Here is a 14,796-nt window from a genome sequence, read left to right on the forward strand (position 1 = left end):
GGCGCTTCACATCGCGGTGAAGCGCCTTGGTATCGTCGCGTTTAGTCGATCAGCGGGAGACGATCAGGCCCTTGCTGGTGACGACCACCCAACGGCCGTCCTGCTTGCGGATGGCGTCGACGCGGCCGAGGCCGGGGACGGGATCGCCGGCATAAACCTCATAGATGCCGCCGCGGCCCTCGATCAGGGCGCCGCCATTGCCGACGTCGCGCAGCGCCCAGCCGTCAACCACCGGCATACGGCCGACTTCCGGCCTGGGGGCGGCCGGTGCTGCCGCGGCAGTCGCCGGGGTGATCGAGCCCGTGACCTCGCGGGCGGGCGTCGCCGCGGCAACGGTCGTCTGCGGGGCGCGGAGCTTGTCGACGGTCTCGCTGAGCTTGTTGAGCCTGGCGATCGGCTCGGCCTGCGCCTTCTCGACCTTCTCGATCCGGTCGCTGGCCTTGCTGAACTGGGCCTGGCCGGATTTGGCAGTCTGCTCCACGCTGGCCTTCAGCGCGGCGATTTCGGATTCGATCCGGGCGAGCGCAGCGTCGGCCGCTTCCTTGGCGGCGGCGTCCTTGGCGGCCACATCCCTGATGGAGGCAGCGGCGGGGGCGGCGAGATGGCCAAGGCCGGCGGTCGCGAGCGCGCCGCCGATGGCCCCGGCCACGGTCGCCAGCGTAATCACCGCGGCCATCGCCCCGAACCGGCGCGTGCCGGCCGGCTTGCCTGCTGTCTTGGCGCCCTGCTCGGCGCCCTGCTTGGAGGCGGTCGCCTCATGGTCCCAGGTCCGGTCGCCGGGCGCCATGATCATCAGCTTGCCCGGGAAACGCGGCTCTTCCCGCTTGCCGGTCTCGACCTTGGGCACCTCCATGTTGGTCGGCTCGATCTTCGCGTCGATCTTGGCCTCGATCATGGGATCGAGCCGGGAGGGCTCAACCTTGGGGGATTCAACCTTCGGCGCGTCCATCCTGGGCGCGTCGGCCTTTGGCGAGGTCTCTTCCTGCTCGGGCGCAAGCCTGACAGCCTCGACACCGGCCGCGGCCATCGCGGGCTCGCTCTTCGCCGCCATCTCGGCGCCGGCTTGACCGCTGACCGGCTCGCTCTGCTGCTCACTCACGTTCAAAGTCTCCAGACTGGGTTGACAATTCGGTAACTTTTATTGCTTGCGAAATGGTTACCCCGCTCCGCCATTACCTAAATTTTAGGGAGTTTTCCGGGCCGGATTTGGGCGATGTTGCCATGCGGCAATCTGCGTCAGCTCCGTTTGCGCGCGGCGCTTTCCCGATTAACATACCGCCATCTTCCAGCCAGAAGGCAGGAGAGCGCCATGACGATCGAGAAATGCATCAATGAATTTGGTGTCGATGACGTCATTTTTGAGGAAGGCTCGACCGGTCGCGAGCTGTTTGTCGTGCTCGACGGCACCGTCGACATCGCCAAGATCGATGGCGGACACAAGACGGTCATCGTCAGCCTCGGCAAGGGTGAGTTCTTCGGCGAGATGGCCGTGATCGACGGTTCGGCGCGCTCCGCAACCGCGATCGCCTCCGCGCCCGCGACGCGGGTGATGCGGATCAATCACGCCCGCTTCGTCTATCTGGTCAGCCAGCAGCCGGCCTTCGCGCTGATGGTGATGGATGCGCTCTCGAAACGCCTGCGCGCGTCCAACGCAGTCACTTACCGAGCGGCGGCTTCCCCATGAGCGAGCGCAAACCGAGCCCCTTCAAGACGCTGTTCGAGGCCGACGTCGCCACGCTGATCCAGGCGGCCGACGACGTCTACCAGATCCGCTTCAAGAACCGTGCGGCGAACGCCTATCTCGTGCGCGGCAGCAAGCGGACCATCATGATCGACGTCGGCCTGTCGACCAATTATCCGTCGCTGGTCGCGTGCCTCAACCATCTCGGGGTGACGCCCGACATGATCGACATGGTGGTGCTGAGCCACGAGCATCTCGATCACATCGGTGCGGCCTATCATTTCCACGGCAGCGCCTACATCGCCGCGCACCGGCTCGCCGCCAACAAGATCATGTTGCGCGACGACTTCTCGATGCTGCGCAAGATGTTCAACGAGCCGAACGTGCCGATCGACATCGACATCTGGCTCGAGGAAGGCAACCTGATCGACCTCGGCAATTTCCGCCTCAACGTGATGTACACGCCAGGCCATACCTCGGCCTGCATCTCGCTGTTCGATCCGGACAAGGGGCTGTTGTTCGCCGCCGACACGCTGATGCCCGGCGGCGTGATGGGCGGCGTGTTCGGCTCCGGTTCGATCGCCGACTACATCCAATCGCTGGAGCGGCTGAAGGGCCTCGATTCGAAGATCCTGCTGTCGGGTCACGGCCGGCTCTCCGACACGCCACAGGACGACGTGCGGATCGCACTGCAACGCTCGCATGCGCTGCTTGAGGACACTGCGCAACTGTTCGATGCGCTGGATGCGCGGTCGAATTTCGAGCCGATCATGCAGTCGGTGCGCGACCTCAACAAGCTTGACGATTGACGCCCGGACCCAGGCAGGGCCACCCGTTGTGGCCCGCCATGACTTTGCATTAGGATCGGCTCGCAACGATAAGAATCATGGGCAAGGCGATGCAGCCCTTGCCGGCAGCGGGGGAGACGAAACCAATGCAGGCTGACACGATGGCGCAGATGCGCCGCCGGGTGGTGATCTCCTCCACGATCGGCAATGCGCTGGAATGGTTCGACTTCACTGTCTTTGGCCTGTTCGCCGGCATCCTGAGCAAGCTGTTCTTTCCGGCGGACAATCCGCATTCCTCGCTGCTGCTGACCTTCGCGACATTCGGGATCGCCTTTGCGGCCCGGCCGTTGGGTGGCCTGGTGTTCGGGCTCTATTCCGACAAGCACGGCCGCAAGAAGGCGCTGGTCGTGATGATATCGCTGATGGCTGTCGGCACCGGCCTGCTCGGCTTGCTGCCGACCTATGGCGCGATCGGAATCGCGGCGCCGCTGTTGCTGCTGCTGGCGCGGCTGATCCAGGGTTTTTCCGCCGGCGGCGAGTTCGGCAGCGCCAGCGCGATGCTGATCGAATTCGCGCCACCCGGCCGGCGTGGCTTCTACGGCTCATTCCAGATGGTGTCGCAATCGCTGGCATTTGGCCTCGGTGCCGCGATGGCGATCGGTCTCAATCTCGGCCTGTCGCCCGACGCCTTCGCGAGTTGGGGTTGGCGCGTGCCGTTCATCCTCGGCATTCTGATCGGGCCGACCGGATGGTACCTGCGCCAAAGGTGCGACGAGTCGCCCGAATTCAAGGCGTATCTCGCCGAGAAGGCCGCGACGGCGCAGCCGAGCAGGCAGACCACGCTCGGCCAATTGTTCTCCGAACATCCACGCGAGTTGATCGCCTCGTTCTGCCTGATCGCGGCCGGCACGGCGATCAACTATGTCAATGCGATCTTTCTGCCGACCTATGCGGTCGCCGAGCTGAAGCTGCCGATCCTGAATGCGCAGCTCGGCCTGCTCGTCGTCAGCCTCATCAATGCGGCGGTGGCGGTGGCCTGCGGTGCCCTCTCCGACCGCATCGGTCGTCGCGCGGTCCTCGTTCCGGCGCTGATCGTCTACAGCCTGCTGTTCTATGTGATCTTGCAGCGGCTCGTCGCCGCCCCGACCACCGCCAACCTCTGGCAGTTGCAGATCGTTGCGGTCCTGCTCGGAGCCTTGGCCGGCCCGATGCCGGCCTTCATGACCGAGATATTTCCCGTCGGCGTACGCTCGACCGGAGCATCGCTGATGTACAATCTCGCCGTGATGCTGTTCGGCGGCCTGGCGCCGTTCATCAACACCTGGCTGGTCCAGGTGACGGGCGACAAGGCGGCTCCCGTCTACTACATCCTGTTCGCCGCGGCCGTGGGTCTCGTGGGTCTGGCGGTCTATCGCGGGCGGCCGTCCGTGCCGGGGATCGCAACTCAACCAGCGCAATGACCTCTGTCGGCAGATGACAGGCAGACCATGCGGTCGGCGCACGACCGGTGCGACGACTGACGCCGGCGCGTGCGCGACCGGACATATGACGCTTCATTTGACAAATCCGCGCGTGGCCTGTTCAACAACGGCAAGAACAACGCTGAAGAACAGGGAGCGAGGACCATGAAGCTTTACGACTCGATCGGACCCAATCCGCGCATCGTGCGCATGTTCATGGCGGAGAAGGGCATCGAGATACCCAAAGAGACCGTCGACCTGCGCAAGGGCGAGAACCGCGAGGCAGCGCATCTGAAGCGCAATCCGCACGGCCAGATGCCGGCGCTCGAGCTCGACTGCGGCAACTACCTCTCGGAGATCACGGCGATCTGCGAATATCTCGAGGAGAAGCACCCCTCGCCCGCGATGATCGGCACCACGCCGGAAGAGCGCGCGGAATGCCGGATGTGGACGCGCCGCGTCGATCTCAACATCGCCGAGCCGCTCGCCAATGGCTACCGCTTCGGCGAGGCGCTGAAGTTCTTCGAGAAGCGCATTCCGGTCGCGCCCGAGGCCTCGCCCGGGCTGAAGATGATCGCCGCCAACCGCATCAAATGGCTTGATAACCAGATGGCCGACGGCCGCGACTACATCTGCGGCAAGCGCTTCACCCTCGCCGACATGCTGCTCTACTGCTGGCTCGATTTCGGCAACCAGGTCGGCCAGCCGCTGGACCAGTCGAACGCCAACATCGTGGCCTGGTTCAACCGCGTCGGCGCGCGGCCGTCGGTGAAGGCGTAGGCCTCAAGCACCCTCCCCTGGAGGGGGAGGGTCGGCTCACATTGAGCGAGAGCGAAATGTGAGACGGGGTGGGGTGAAGGTCTCTCATAGCGCGCGGTGCCCGAGTGGAGAGATCACCCCACCCCGTTTTGCATTGCGCTTCGCTTCATGCAAAACGACCCTCCCCCTCCAGGGGAGGGTGTAGAGACCTCGACAACGCCTCGCCCTTAAATCACCACGGGCTTATCCGGCAGCTCGTTCGGGCCTCCGGCGACATGCGGAAAAAACTGCGCCAGCTCCCGCGAGACCGCCTCAATCCCCCTGATCACGCCCTGCTCGAACCGGCCTGCCCGAAAGTCCGTTTCCATCGCGCGGCAAATCGCTTCCCAGCCGGCGCGACCGACCTTCGCATCGATGCCACGATCGGCGACGATCTCGACGTCGCGGTCGGCGAGCAAAAGATAAATCAGAACGCCGTTGTTGTGATGGGTGTCCCAGATCCGCAGATGCGCGAATACGTCGAGCGCCCGCTCCCGCGCCGGCTGGTCGCGGAACAGTGGCACGCCGTCGAGCGCGCCCTCGACGACGAAGCGGATCTGGCCGGAATGGGTGGCCTCGCCGGCCTTGATCGCCTGCTCGATGGCATCGAGCACGCGCGGCGGAAACTCGCGCCGCACGCGCCAGCGATGCTCGAGCAGATGCTTGCCGATGCGCTTGATGCTCATATGCCTACCAGCTCCCCGAAGCGCCGCCGCCGCCGAAGCTGCCGCCTCCACCGCTAAAGCCGCCGCTGTCGCTCGAGCTCGAGCCGCTGCTCCAGCCCCCGCCGCCGCCGCCCGACCAGCCGCCGGAATAACCGCCTCCACGCCGGTACGGTCCCGAGCCGGCCGCCGGACCGCCGAAATTCAATCCACCAAAGATCAATGCCGCCACGGCCGCGAACAACCCGATCACCAGGGCGGTGGCGAGCGAGCCGGCGACCATCCAGGTGAAGACACCAACGATGCCGCCTGTCGCGGCCGAGCCCAATAGCCGCCCCAGCATCGCGCGCAACACGCTTGCCACGATGATGACGACAAAGATCGTCACCGGATTGGCGAGATCGACGAGATTGGGGCCTTGCCAATGCTCGGGCTCAGGCGCCGGCAGGTGCTCGCCATTGATCAGGCGGATCATGCGGTCGACGCCGGCCGAGATGCCGCCGGCGAAATCGCCGGCCTTGAATTTCGGCGTGATGTCCTCGTCGATGATCCGGTGGGCGACGACGTCGCTCAGCACGCCTTCGAGGCCATAGCCGACCTCGATGCGCAGATGCCGGTCGTTCTTGGCGACGACGAACAGCGCGCCGTCGTCGATCTTCTTGCGCCCGATCTTCCAGGCCTCGGCAACACGGATCGAGAACTGCTCGATCGTTTCCTCGCCCGTGGTCGGCACGATTAGGACCGCGATCTGGCTGCCCTTGCGGGTCTGCAGATCCTTCAGCCTGTCGTTCAACGACGCCACGTCGCTCGCCGAGAGCGTCCCGGTCTGATCGACGATGCGGCCGGTGAGCTGAGGCACCGCGACCTCGGCCCACGCCGGGCACACGAAGCCCAGCAGCAAAGCGAGCAGAATGACGCGTGCGGCGGTCATCGCGGTAAGCGCTCCCGCCGACGCTATTTCGACGGCGCGGGCGCCGGCGCCGGATTGAAATCGACCTTCGGCGCGGTCGAGATCTCCTTCTCGTTGTCGACCGTGAAGTTGGGCTTCTCCTTGTAGCCGAACGCCATCGCGGTCAGATTGTTCGGAAAGGTGCGGATGCCGACGTTATAGTCCTGCACCGCCTTGATGTAGCGATTGCGCGCCACCGTGATGCGGTTCTCAGTGCCTTCAAGCTGCGCCATCAGATCGCGGAACAGCGCATCCGATTTCAGCTGCGGGTAATTCTCCGTCACGACCAGGAGCCGCGACAGCGCGCTCGTGAGCTCACCCTGCGCCTGCGTGAACTTCTGGAACGCGGCCGGATCGTTCAGCACCTCGGGCGTCGCCTGGATGCTGCCGACCTTGGCGCGCGCGTTGGTGACACCGAGCAGCACGTCCTTCTCCTGCTGCGCAAAGCCCTTCACCGAGTTGACCAGGTTCGGCACCAGATCGGCGCGCCGCTGGTACTGATTCACCACCTCCGACCAGCTCGACTTGACCGTCTCGTCATTGGTCTGGATCGCGTTGTAGCCGCAGTTGGTCAGGCTCAATGTCGCCAGCGCTGCCAGCACGGTCCAAAGCTTGCGCATGAAGATGGTCCTCCCGGTGGATTCTCAATCAGAGTAACAGATTTTCGCCCGACAATCCCGCGTGGCGGGATTCGCGGCCGGTTTTGCCGATGATGGCCCTTGCCTATCCCTCCCCGCGCCGTTCATCATGCCAAGAAAATTGATCCTGGGAGGATCCATTGGCGTCTGAACAATTCGAGACGATTGTCGTCGAACGGCCCGATCCTGCGATTGCGCGGATCGTGATGAACCGCCCCGAGGCCCGCAACGCCCAAAACCTGCAGATGACCTACGACCTCAACACCGCTTTCGACCAGGCGGTGCAGGACGACACCGTCAAGGTCATCATCCTCGCCGGCAACGGCCCGCATTTCTCGGCGGGTCACGATCTCAGGCCAGCGGGGAAGAACCAGGCGGGCGTCGATTTCCCGCCAGTCGGAAATTGGGGCGGCTTCGCCGAACCCAACGCGCATGGTCGCTTCGCGCGCGAGCAGGAGATCTACCTGCAGATCACAAGGCGCTGGCGCAATTTGGCAAAACCGACGATCGCGGAGGTGCATGGCAAGTGCATCGCCGGCGGGCTGATGCTGGCCTGGGCCTGCGACCTGATCGTCGCGAGCAGCGATGCCGAGTTCTGCGATCCCGTGGTGACGATGGGCGTCTGCGGCGTCGAGTGGTTCGTACATCCCTGGGAACTCGGCGCGCGCAAGGCCAAGGAGATGCTGTTCACCGCCGACGTCTGGAGCGCCGACGAGGCGCATCGCCTCGGCATGGTCAATCACGTGGTGCCGCGCGGCGATCTCTCCTCCTTCGCGCTGGCGCTGGCGCGGCGGATCGCAGCAAAGCCGGCCTTTGCGCTGAAGCTCTCCAAGGAGGCGGTGAACCGCTCGATCGACATCATGGGACAACCGGCTGCGATCGATCAGGCCTTCGCGCTGCATCAGCTCTGCCACGCGCATAATCTCCAGGAATTCGGAATGGTGGTGGACCCCGCGGGTCTGCATCCCTCCGTCAAGAAAACCGCCAACGTGAAGTGAACAGATGGACCTCACCCTCAGCGACGAGCAGCGCCTGCTGCGCGAAAGTGCCGACCGCTTCGTGGCGGAAACGTTCACATCAGAGCATCGCAAGAAGGCCGCGAACGATCCGCTGGGTTATTCACCCGCGATCTGGAAGCAATTCGCCGAGCTCGGCTGGCTGGCGCTGCCGATCAGCGAAGCCCATGGCGGGCTAGGCGGCGGGGCGATCGAGATCGGGCTGTTGATGGAGGCATTCGGGCGCGGACTGGTGTCCGAGCCATTCCTCTCCACCGTTGTGATCGGCGCTGCGCTGGTCGCCGAATGCGGCACCGAGGCGCAGCAGCAGGCGATCCTGCCCAAGGTCGCCGAGGGCGCGCTCACGCTCGCCTTCGCGCATGCGGAGCGCGCCGCGCGTTTCGACCTCGCCCATGTCGACACGACGGCGACGAAAACCGCCGACGGCTGGCGGCTGAACGGCAGCAAGATCGCCGTGCTCGACGGCGCTGCCGCCAGCCAGATCATCGTCTCCGCCTGCATTGCCAATGCCGACGGCGCATCCGGCAAGCTCGGCCTGTTCCTGGCGCCCGCCGGTACGCCGGGTCTTACCTTGCGCGACTACGCGCGGCTCGGCGGCGGGCGCGGCTGCAACCTCGATCTCAGGGATGTGCAACTGCCCGCCGGCGCGCTGCTCGGCGACGGGCAGGATGCGCTGCCCGCGATCGAGACCGTGGTCGACCGCGCGATGGCCGCGCTCGGCGCCGAGGCGGTCGGCATCATGCAGACGCTGCTCGACACCACGCTCGAATACACCAAGATTCGAAAACAGTTCGGCCGGCCGCTATCGGCCAACCAGGTGATCCGCCATCGCCTTGCCGATGTCGCGATGCAGGTCGACGAGGCGCGCTCGATGGCGCTGCGGGCGGCGCTGATGGCCAACGCCGAGCCCGTGGCGCGGAGCCGCGCGGCGTCCGGCGCCAAGGCGAAGATCGGCAAATGCGCGCGCTTCGTCGCCGAACAGGCGGTGCAGCTGCATGGCGCCATGGGCGTCACGGAAGAACTCGACATCGGCGCCTATTTCAAGCGGCTGCTCGCCTTCGACACGCTGTTCGGCGGCAGCGCCCATCATTATCGCCGCCACGCCGCGCTGAGCGGCCGCGCCCACGCCTAACGGAGAGCGCACCATGGATCTCACCTTCAGTGCCGAGGAACGCGCTTTCGAAAAGGAAGTCCGCGACTACATCGCCAGTAGCCTGACGCCGGAAATGAAGCGCGCCACCGCGCTGACGCCGTCGGTGTTCTCCGATCCCGATATCGGCATGGCCTGGCAGCGCGCGCTGCACAGGAAGGGCTGGGGCGCGCCGGGCTGGCCAGTCGACCATGGCGGGCCGGACTGGACGCCGGCGCAACGCTGGATCTTCGAGGCCGAATGCGCCCGCGCCGGCGTGCCGAATGTCAACGTGATGGGCGTGAAGATGGTCGGCCCCGTCATCATCGGCTTCGGCTCGCCCGAGCAGAAGAACTTTTACCTCCCGCGAATCCTCTCGGGTGAAGACTACTGGTGCCAAGGCTATTCCGAGCCGGGTTCGGGCTCCGATCTTTCGTCGCTGAAGACCCGCGCGGTGCGCGACGGCGACGACTACATCATCAACGGCACCAAGATCTGGACCACGCATGCGCATCACGCCAACCGCATGTTCGCGCTGGTGCGCACCAGTGACGGCGAGCGGCAGCAGGACGGCATCAGCTTCATCCTGATCGACATGAAGACGCCGGGCATCACCACGCGCCCGATCCTGACCATCGGCGGCGACCACGAGGTCAACCAGGTGTTCTTCGACGACGTGCGCGTGCCCGTCGCCAATCGCGTCGGCGAGGAAGGCAAGGGCTGGACCTATGGCAAATATCTGCTCGAATTCGAGCGCGGCTCCGGCATCGCGTCGGCCAAGCTGCGTGAGGCGCTGAAGACGATCTCCGATCTCGCCGCCTCCGAAGTCACCGGCCGTGCCATCGAGGACCCCGACATCGCGATGCGGATGTCGGAGGTCGAGGTCGATATCGATGCGCTCGAAATGACTGAGCTCAGGGTACTGTCGGCGCTGCAGACCGGGCAGAATCCCGGCGCGGTGTCGTCGCTGATCAAGCTCAGGGTCAGCGAGATCCGCCAGGCGGTAACGCGGCTCGGCGTCGACGTGATCGGCCAGGACGGCCTTGCCGTCGAACCGGCGCGCCCGTTCTACCGGCTCAACCACGAGCCGGCGATCCCTGAGGAACTGCTGCCGGTGGTGCCGGAATATCTCAACGGGCGGGCGTACACGATCTTCGGCGGATCGTCGGAGATCCAGCGCGACATCATCGCGAAGATGGTGCTGGGGCTGTAGGCCGCGTTTGGGCGAATTCGCCGTTCCCCGTACCCTCCCCTGGAGGGGGAGGGTCGACGCGACTGAAAGGAGCGGCGGGGTGGGGTGAAAGTCCCTCCTCGCGAGCACTGCCTCAGTTGAGAGATCACCCCACCTCGTCACGCATCCGACGATGCGTGACGACCCTCCCCCTCCAGGGGGAGGGAGAAGACATCGGCGTGCTTAGGTCCCCGCCTTCGCGTCCTGGATCGCCTGCCAGATCTTCACCGGCGTCAGCGGCGTATTGAGCTGGGTGATGCCGACCTCGCTCAAAGCATCCATCACGCCGTTGGTGATGCAGGGCGGCCCGCCGATGGCGCCCGACTCGCCGCAACCCTTGGCGCCAAGCGGATTGGTCTTGCACGGCGCGGAGGGATCGAGCGTCACCGTGATCGGCGGAACGTCCGAGGCGCGCGGAATGCAATAGTCCTGATAGCTTGCGGTCAGAAGCTGACCTTCCTCGCTGTAGGCCACGCCTTCGTACAGGGCCTGGCCGATGCCCTGGACGACGCCGCCATGCACCTGCCCCGTCACCAGCATCGGATTGACCGCAACCCCGACGTCGTCGACCGTGGTGTAGCGCACCACCCGCGTGACGCCGGTCTCGGGATCGATCTCGACCTCGCAGATGTGGGTGCCGTTCGGCCAGCTCGGACCGTCGACGTTGCCCTCGCTCTCGACCGAGAGCTTGGCGCCGCTTTCCTTCTTCGCGATCTCGAACAGGCTGATGCGCCGGTCGGTGCCGACCACGGTGAGGAAGCCGTCGCGATATTCGATGTCGCCGACGGACGCTTCGAGCAGGTGGGAGGCCTTGTCGCGCGCCTTGTCGATCATGTCGTTGGTGGAGACCGCAACCGCGGTGCCGCCGACGAACAGCGAGCGCGAGCCGACGCTGCCGAAACCGGTGGCAAGATCGGTGTCGCCCTGGATGACGTCGATCTTGTCCATGGCAATGCCGAGCGTATCGGCAATCATCTGGGTGTAGGTGGTGGCGAGGCCCTGCCCCATCGCCATGGTGCCGGAATGCAGGATGACGCGGCCTTCGGCGGTCGCATGCAGCGAGACGTTTTCGGTGTGGGCGCGGCCGCCGGTCCATTCGATGTAGCTGGTCAGGCCACGGCCGTAGAGCAGGCCCTTCTTCTTCGCCGCCTTCTTGCGCGCGGCAAAGCCGTTCCAGTCGGCCAAGTCAGACGCGCGCTCCAGCATGTGGGCGAAGGCGCCGGAGTCGTACACCTGCCCGACCGCGTTGGTGTAGGGCAGCTGCGCCGGCTTGATGTAGTTGACCTTGCGGATGGTGCGCGGGTCCATGCCGATCTGACGTGCGGCGGCATCGAACAGCCGCTCCACGATGAACACCGCCTCCGGCCTGCCGGCGCCGCGATAAGCGCCAACCGGCGCGGTGTTGGTCATCACCGACTTCACCTCGAAATGCACCAGCGGCAGATCGTAGACGCCGGTCTGCACGAACGGGCCGAGCACCAGCGGAATGATGTTGGCGGTGCCCGACGAATACGCGCCGGTGCCGCCGATCGAGCGCACGCGGTAGGCCAGCACGCGGCCCTTGGCGTCGAGCGCGAACTCGCCGGTCGAGGTGAGGTCGCGGCCGTGGGTGCCGCCGACGAACTCGTCGGTGCGGTCGCCGCGCCAGCGGATCTTCTCATTGAGCTTGGTCGCGGCATAGGCGACGATACCGTCTTCGGGATAGAGGCTGGTCTTCTGGCCGAAGCCGCCGCCGATATCGCCGACCAGCACGCGCACGCTGTCCTTCGGCCGCTTCAGGATCGATTCCGCCAGGAGATCGCGGGTCGAGCCCGGGGTCTGCGACTGCACGTGGAGAATGAGCCGGCCGGTCTTTTTCTCGATCTCGGCAATGGTCGAGCGCGGCTCCATCGCCGACGGCACCAGGCGCTGGCTGACCAGGTCGAGCGACACCTTGTGCGCGGCGCTGGCAAAGGCCGCCTCGACCTTGGCGGCGTCGCCATAGCTCATCGCGGCCACGATGTTGTCGGGCGCCTCCGGCCAGACCGCCGGCGCGCCCGGCTTGATCGCCTCGACCGGATCGACCACCGAAGGCAGCACCTCGTAATCGACCTCGATCGCCTCCGCCGCGGTTTGCGCCAGCACCCGCGAGATCGCGACCACAGCGGCGACACCTTCGCCGGCGTAGCGCACGACTTCGTGCGCCAGCAGGCGCCGCGGCGGCACGGTCATCGGCGAGCCATCGGGCCGCTTGAAGATCGCGAGCGTCGGCAGCGTGCCGATATCGTCCTTCACGAGGTCGGCACCGGTATAGACCGCCTTGACGCCCGGCATCTCCAGCGCCGCCTTGGCGTCGATCGACTTGATATTGGCATGGGCATGCGGCGAGCGCAGCACGTGTAGCCAGAGCGCGCCGTCCTGCGGCTTGTCGTCGATGAAATGCCCCTTCCCGGTGAGCAGCCGCTGGTCTTCCAGACGCTTGACCGGCTGGCCCGCACCAAAACGCATATTGCCGGGAAGAATGTTCATCGGAGGGTCCTTGATTTCAGAAATTTCGGCGGGTTTTAACGGATTTTCGGCGCGAGACAACACGCCCGGAAACGACGACGTAATGCGCTTTATGCAACGCGCAAGCCAGCTTAACCGAGATCGCGCAATGCTGCCTCGACCACCTTGCGCTGCTCGGCGGTCAGCGGCGCCTGTGGCGGCACGGGGTCGCCGACATCGTAGCCCTGGATCGCGAGCCCGGCCTTGATGCAGGCGGCGAGGTTGAAGCGGGCGAACGCCTCGTTGATGCGCCAGAGCTTGCGCTGCAGGGCCATCGCCTCATCCCAGCGGTTGCGGCGGCAGAGATTGTAGAGCTCGACGCTCTGGCGCGGGATGATGCAGGCCGGGCCCGCCATCCAGCCATGGCCGCCGATCAGCATCACCGCGACCGGAATATGGGCGGAGGCCGAGAACACTTTCAGGCTGTCGCCGCAGCGGTTCATGATCGACAGCAGCCGGCCGGTGTTGGTTGAGGCGTCCTTGATGTAGCCGATCCGCGGATGCTCGGCGAGGCGCGCGATGACGTCGAGCGTGAGGTCGGAGCGCTGGAAGTTCGGATTGGTGTAGATCACGACCGGAATGTCGACCGCGTCGGCGATGGCGCGGAAATAGGCCTCCACCTGCGCGTCACTGAGCGGAAAATACGCCTCCATGATTGCGAGAATGCCGGCAGCACCGCGCTTCTGATAGGCCTTGGCCTGCGCCACCGCATCCGCCGTCGAGGTCGAGGCGACGCCGGCGACAACAGGCACGCGGCCCTGCGCGGCCTCGATCGTGGTCGCCACCACCTGCATGCGCTGCGCATTGTTGAGATAGGCAAATTCGCCGGTCGAGCCGAGCGGCGTCAACCCGTGGACACCGGCCTTGATGAGGTCGTCGCAGAGCCGGCCCAGCACCTCGGTGCGGACATGGCCGGCGGGATCGACCGGGGACACCAGATACGGAAAGACGCCGTGGAAATCAGCCATTTGCGAGCCTCGTTGACGGCGAGACATAATCGGGATCGTGCGCAAAGGGAAGCGGCTCGCCGCTGCGCAGGGCGCTGAGCACCGCTGCAAAGTCGGTTACCGCGCGGAAACCGAGCAGCCGTTCGGCCTTGCTCGCGTCGTAGATCCGGCCGATCGATTTCGGCAAATGCCAGCCTTGGCGCTCGAACAGCGCCGGCGCATCTGGGAACGTGCGCGCGATCACGCCGGCCGCATCCGTCTTCAGGTCAGCGACGTCGCTGCGCGCAAACGGCGTCGGCGCGCTGATCACAAAGAGCTCGAAGCCGCGGATCTTCTCCAGTGCCACGACATGCGCATCGGCGGCGTCCTCGACCGTGAGGCGGCGATACAGCAGCTCGACCGCCTTCAGGTTCTCGCCGTGGATATCGCGGATCGTGTCGTCGTCCTCGGGGAAGAAGCGGCTGGTGCGCAGCACCGCGCAGTTCAGCCCATGCTCGCGGCTGTACAGCCGGCACAGCCCCTCGGCAGCGAGTTTCGTCACTCCGTAGATGTTGCGCGGCTCGAGCGGCCCTGTCGTCTCGTCGAGCCACACCGCCGCATGGCCTTCCTCGTCGCGGATCGCTTGCGAGATCATCAGCGAGGTCGTCGAGGTGAAGACGAAGCGGTCGTGGCCGGCGGCGGTGGCCGCCTGCAGCAGATTGAGCGTACCTGACACATTGACGTCAACAAAGGCCTGCGGCGCGAACCGCGCGATATCAGGCTTGTGCAGCGCGCCGCCATGGATCACGGCCTCGATGCCGTGATCGGCAAACACGCTATCGACCACCGACCGGTCGGCCACCGAGCCGACCACATCGGTCGCCGCGCCCGGGACGACGTCGAGGCCGGTCACATCATGGCCGGCCTGTCGAAGCCGCGGCGCAAGGAAGCGGCCGAGCCAGCCGGAGGAGCCGGTCAACAATACGCGCATG

Annotated in this window: 14 protein-coding genes; 7 read left to right on the forward strand and 7 right to left on the reverse strand. The window is 65.6% G+C overall.

Annotated elements, in window-relative coordinates:
* Positions 1–49 precede the first annotated feature (49 nt).
* Positions 50–1,105: a hypothetical protein gene (locus tag Q0030_RS11890; protein WP_298366807.1), complete on the reverse strand. Its 1,056-nt coding sequence runs from the start codon at positions 1,103–1,105 to the stop codon at positions 50–52.
* A gap of 204 nt (positions 1,106–1,309) precedes the next feature.
* Here Q0030_RS11890 and Q0030_RS11895 point away from each other — a divergent pair, with 204 nt between their 5' ends.
* From Q0030_RS11895 to Q0030_RS11910, 4 genes are all read left to right on the forward strand, one after another.
* Positions 1,310–1,684, forward strand: coding sequence for a cyclic nucleotide-binding domain-containing protein (locus tag Q0030_RS11895; RefSeq protein WP_298366808.1), 375 nt, complete (start codon positions 1,310–1,312; stop codon positions 1,682–1,684).
* On the forward strand, positions 1,681–2,490 hold the full coding sequence (locus Q0030_RS11900) for an MBL fold metallo-hydrolase (RefSeq protein ID WP_298366811.1): 810 nt from the start codon (positions 1,681–1,683) through the stop codon (positions 2,488–2,490). The genes Q0030_RS11895 and Q0030_RS11900 overlap by 4 nt, the downstream gene beginning before the upstream one ends.
* A gap of 125 nt (positions 2,491–2,615) precedes the next feature.
* Positions 2,616–3,929, forward strand: a complete 1,314-nt coding sequence (locus Q0030_RS11905) for an MFS transporter (protein ID WP_298366813.1) — start codon at positions 2,616–2,618, stop codon at positions 3,927–3,929.
* Between the two features lie 165 nt (positions 3,930–4,094).
* Positions 4,095–4,709, forward strand: a complete 615-nt coding sequence (locus Q0030_RS11910) for a glutathione S-transferase family protein (protein WP_298366814.1) — start codon at positions 4,095–4,097, stop codon at positions 4,707–4,709.
* A gap of 206 nt (positions 4,710–4,915) precedes the next feature.
* On the opposite strand, the gene Q0030_RS11915 is transcribed toward Q0030_RS11910, so the two are convergent.
* The 3 genes from Q0030_RS11915 to Q0030_RS11925 are packed head-to-tail and all read right to left on the reverse strand — an operon-like array spanning position 4,916 to position 6,958.
* Positions 4,916–5,413, reverse strand: coding sequence for a TPM domain-containing protein (locus Q0030_RS11915; RefSeq protein WP_298366816.1), 498 nt, complete (start codon positions 5,411–5,413; stop codon positions 4,916–4,918).
* 4 nt (positions 5,414–5,417) lie between these two features.
* Positions 5,418–6,320 (reverse strand): YgcG family protein, encoded by a 903-nt coding sequence (locus Q0030_RS11920; protein ID WP_298366818.1) that lies wholly within the window; start codon positions 6,318–6,320, stop codon positions 5,418–5,420.
* Positions 6,321–6,343: 23 nt separating this feature from the next.
* Entirely contained in the window at positions 6,344–6,958 is a 615-nt protein-coding gene (locus tag Q0030_RS11925; protein ID WP_229169276.1) for a LemA family protein, read from the reverse strand.
* A 158-nt stretch (positions 6,959–7,116) separates the two neighbouring features.
* On the opposite strand from Q0030_RS11925, the gene Q0030_RS11930 reads away from it, so the two are divergent.
* The 3 genes from Q0030_RS11930 to Q0030_RS11940 are packed head-to-tail and all read left to right on the forward strand — an operon-like array spanning position 7,117 to position 10,334.
* Positions 7,117–7,974, forward strand: a complete 858-nt coding sequence (locus Q0030_RS11930; RefSeq protein ID WP_298366824.1) for an enoyl-CoA hydratase — start codon at positions 7,117–7,119, stop codon at positions 7,972–7,974.
* 4 nt (positions 7,975–7,978) lie between these two features.
* Complete coding sequence (locus Q0030_RS11935) at positions 7,979–9,124, forward strand: acyl-CoA dehydrogenase (RefSeq protein ID WP_298366827.1); 1,146 nt, start codon at positions 7,979–7,981, stop codon at positions 9,122–9,124.
* 13 nt (positions 9,125–9,137) lie between these two features.
* Positions 9,138–10,334 carry an acyl-CoA dehydrogenase family protein gene (locus tag Q0030_RS11940; protein WP_298366830.1) on the forward strand — a complete coding sequence of 399 codons (1,197 nt, stop codon included), beginning with the start codon at positions 9,138–9,140 and terminating at the stop codon, positions 10,332–10,334.
* Between the two features lie 201 nt (positions 10,335–10,535).
* Here Q0030_RS11940 and Q0030_RS11945 read toward each other — a convergent pair whose 3' ends face one another.
* From Q0030_RS11945 to Q0030_RS11955, 3 genes are all read right to left on the reverse strand, one after another.
* On the reverse strand, positions 10,536–12,860 hold the full coding sequence (locus Q0030_RS11945; protein WP_298366832.1) for a xanthine dehydrogenase family protein molybdopterin-binding subunit: 2,325 nt from the start codon (positions 12,858–12,860) through the stop codon (positions 10,536–10,538).
* A gap of 110 nt (positions 12,861–12,970) precedes the next feature.
* Positions 12,971–13,846 (reverse strand): dihydrodipicolinate synthase family protein, encoded by an 876-nt coding sequence (locus tag Q0030_RS11950; RefSeq protein WP_298366835.1) that lies wholly within the window; start codon positions 13,844–13,846, stop codon positions 12,971–12,973.
* The gene (locus Q0030_RS11955; RefSeq protein ID WP_298366838.1) at positions 13,839–14,795 is read right to left on the reverse strand and encodes an NAD(P)-dependent oxidoreductase; all 957 of its coding nucleotides are present in this window, start codon (positions 14,793–14,795) and stop codon (positions 13,839–13,841) included. The genes Q0030_RS11950 and Q0030_RS11955 overlap by 8 nt, the downstream gene beginning before the upstream one ends.
* Position 14,796 lies beyond the last annotated feature (1 nt).

The organism is uncultured Bradyrhizobium sp., from assembly GCF_947648125.1.
Taxonomy (GTDB): Bacteria; Pseudomonadota; Alphaproteobacteria; order Rhizobiales; family Xanthobacteraceae; genus Bradyrhizobium.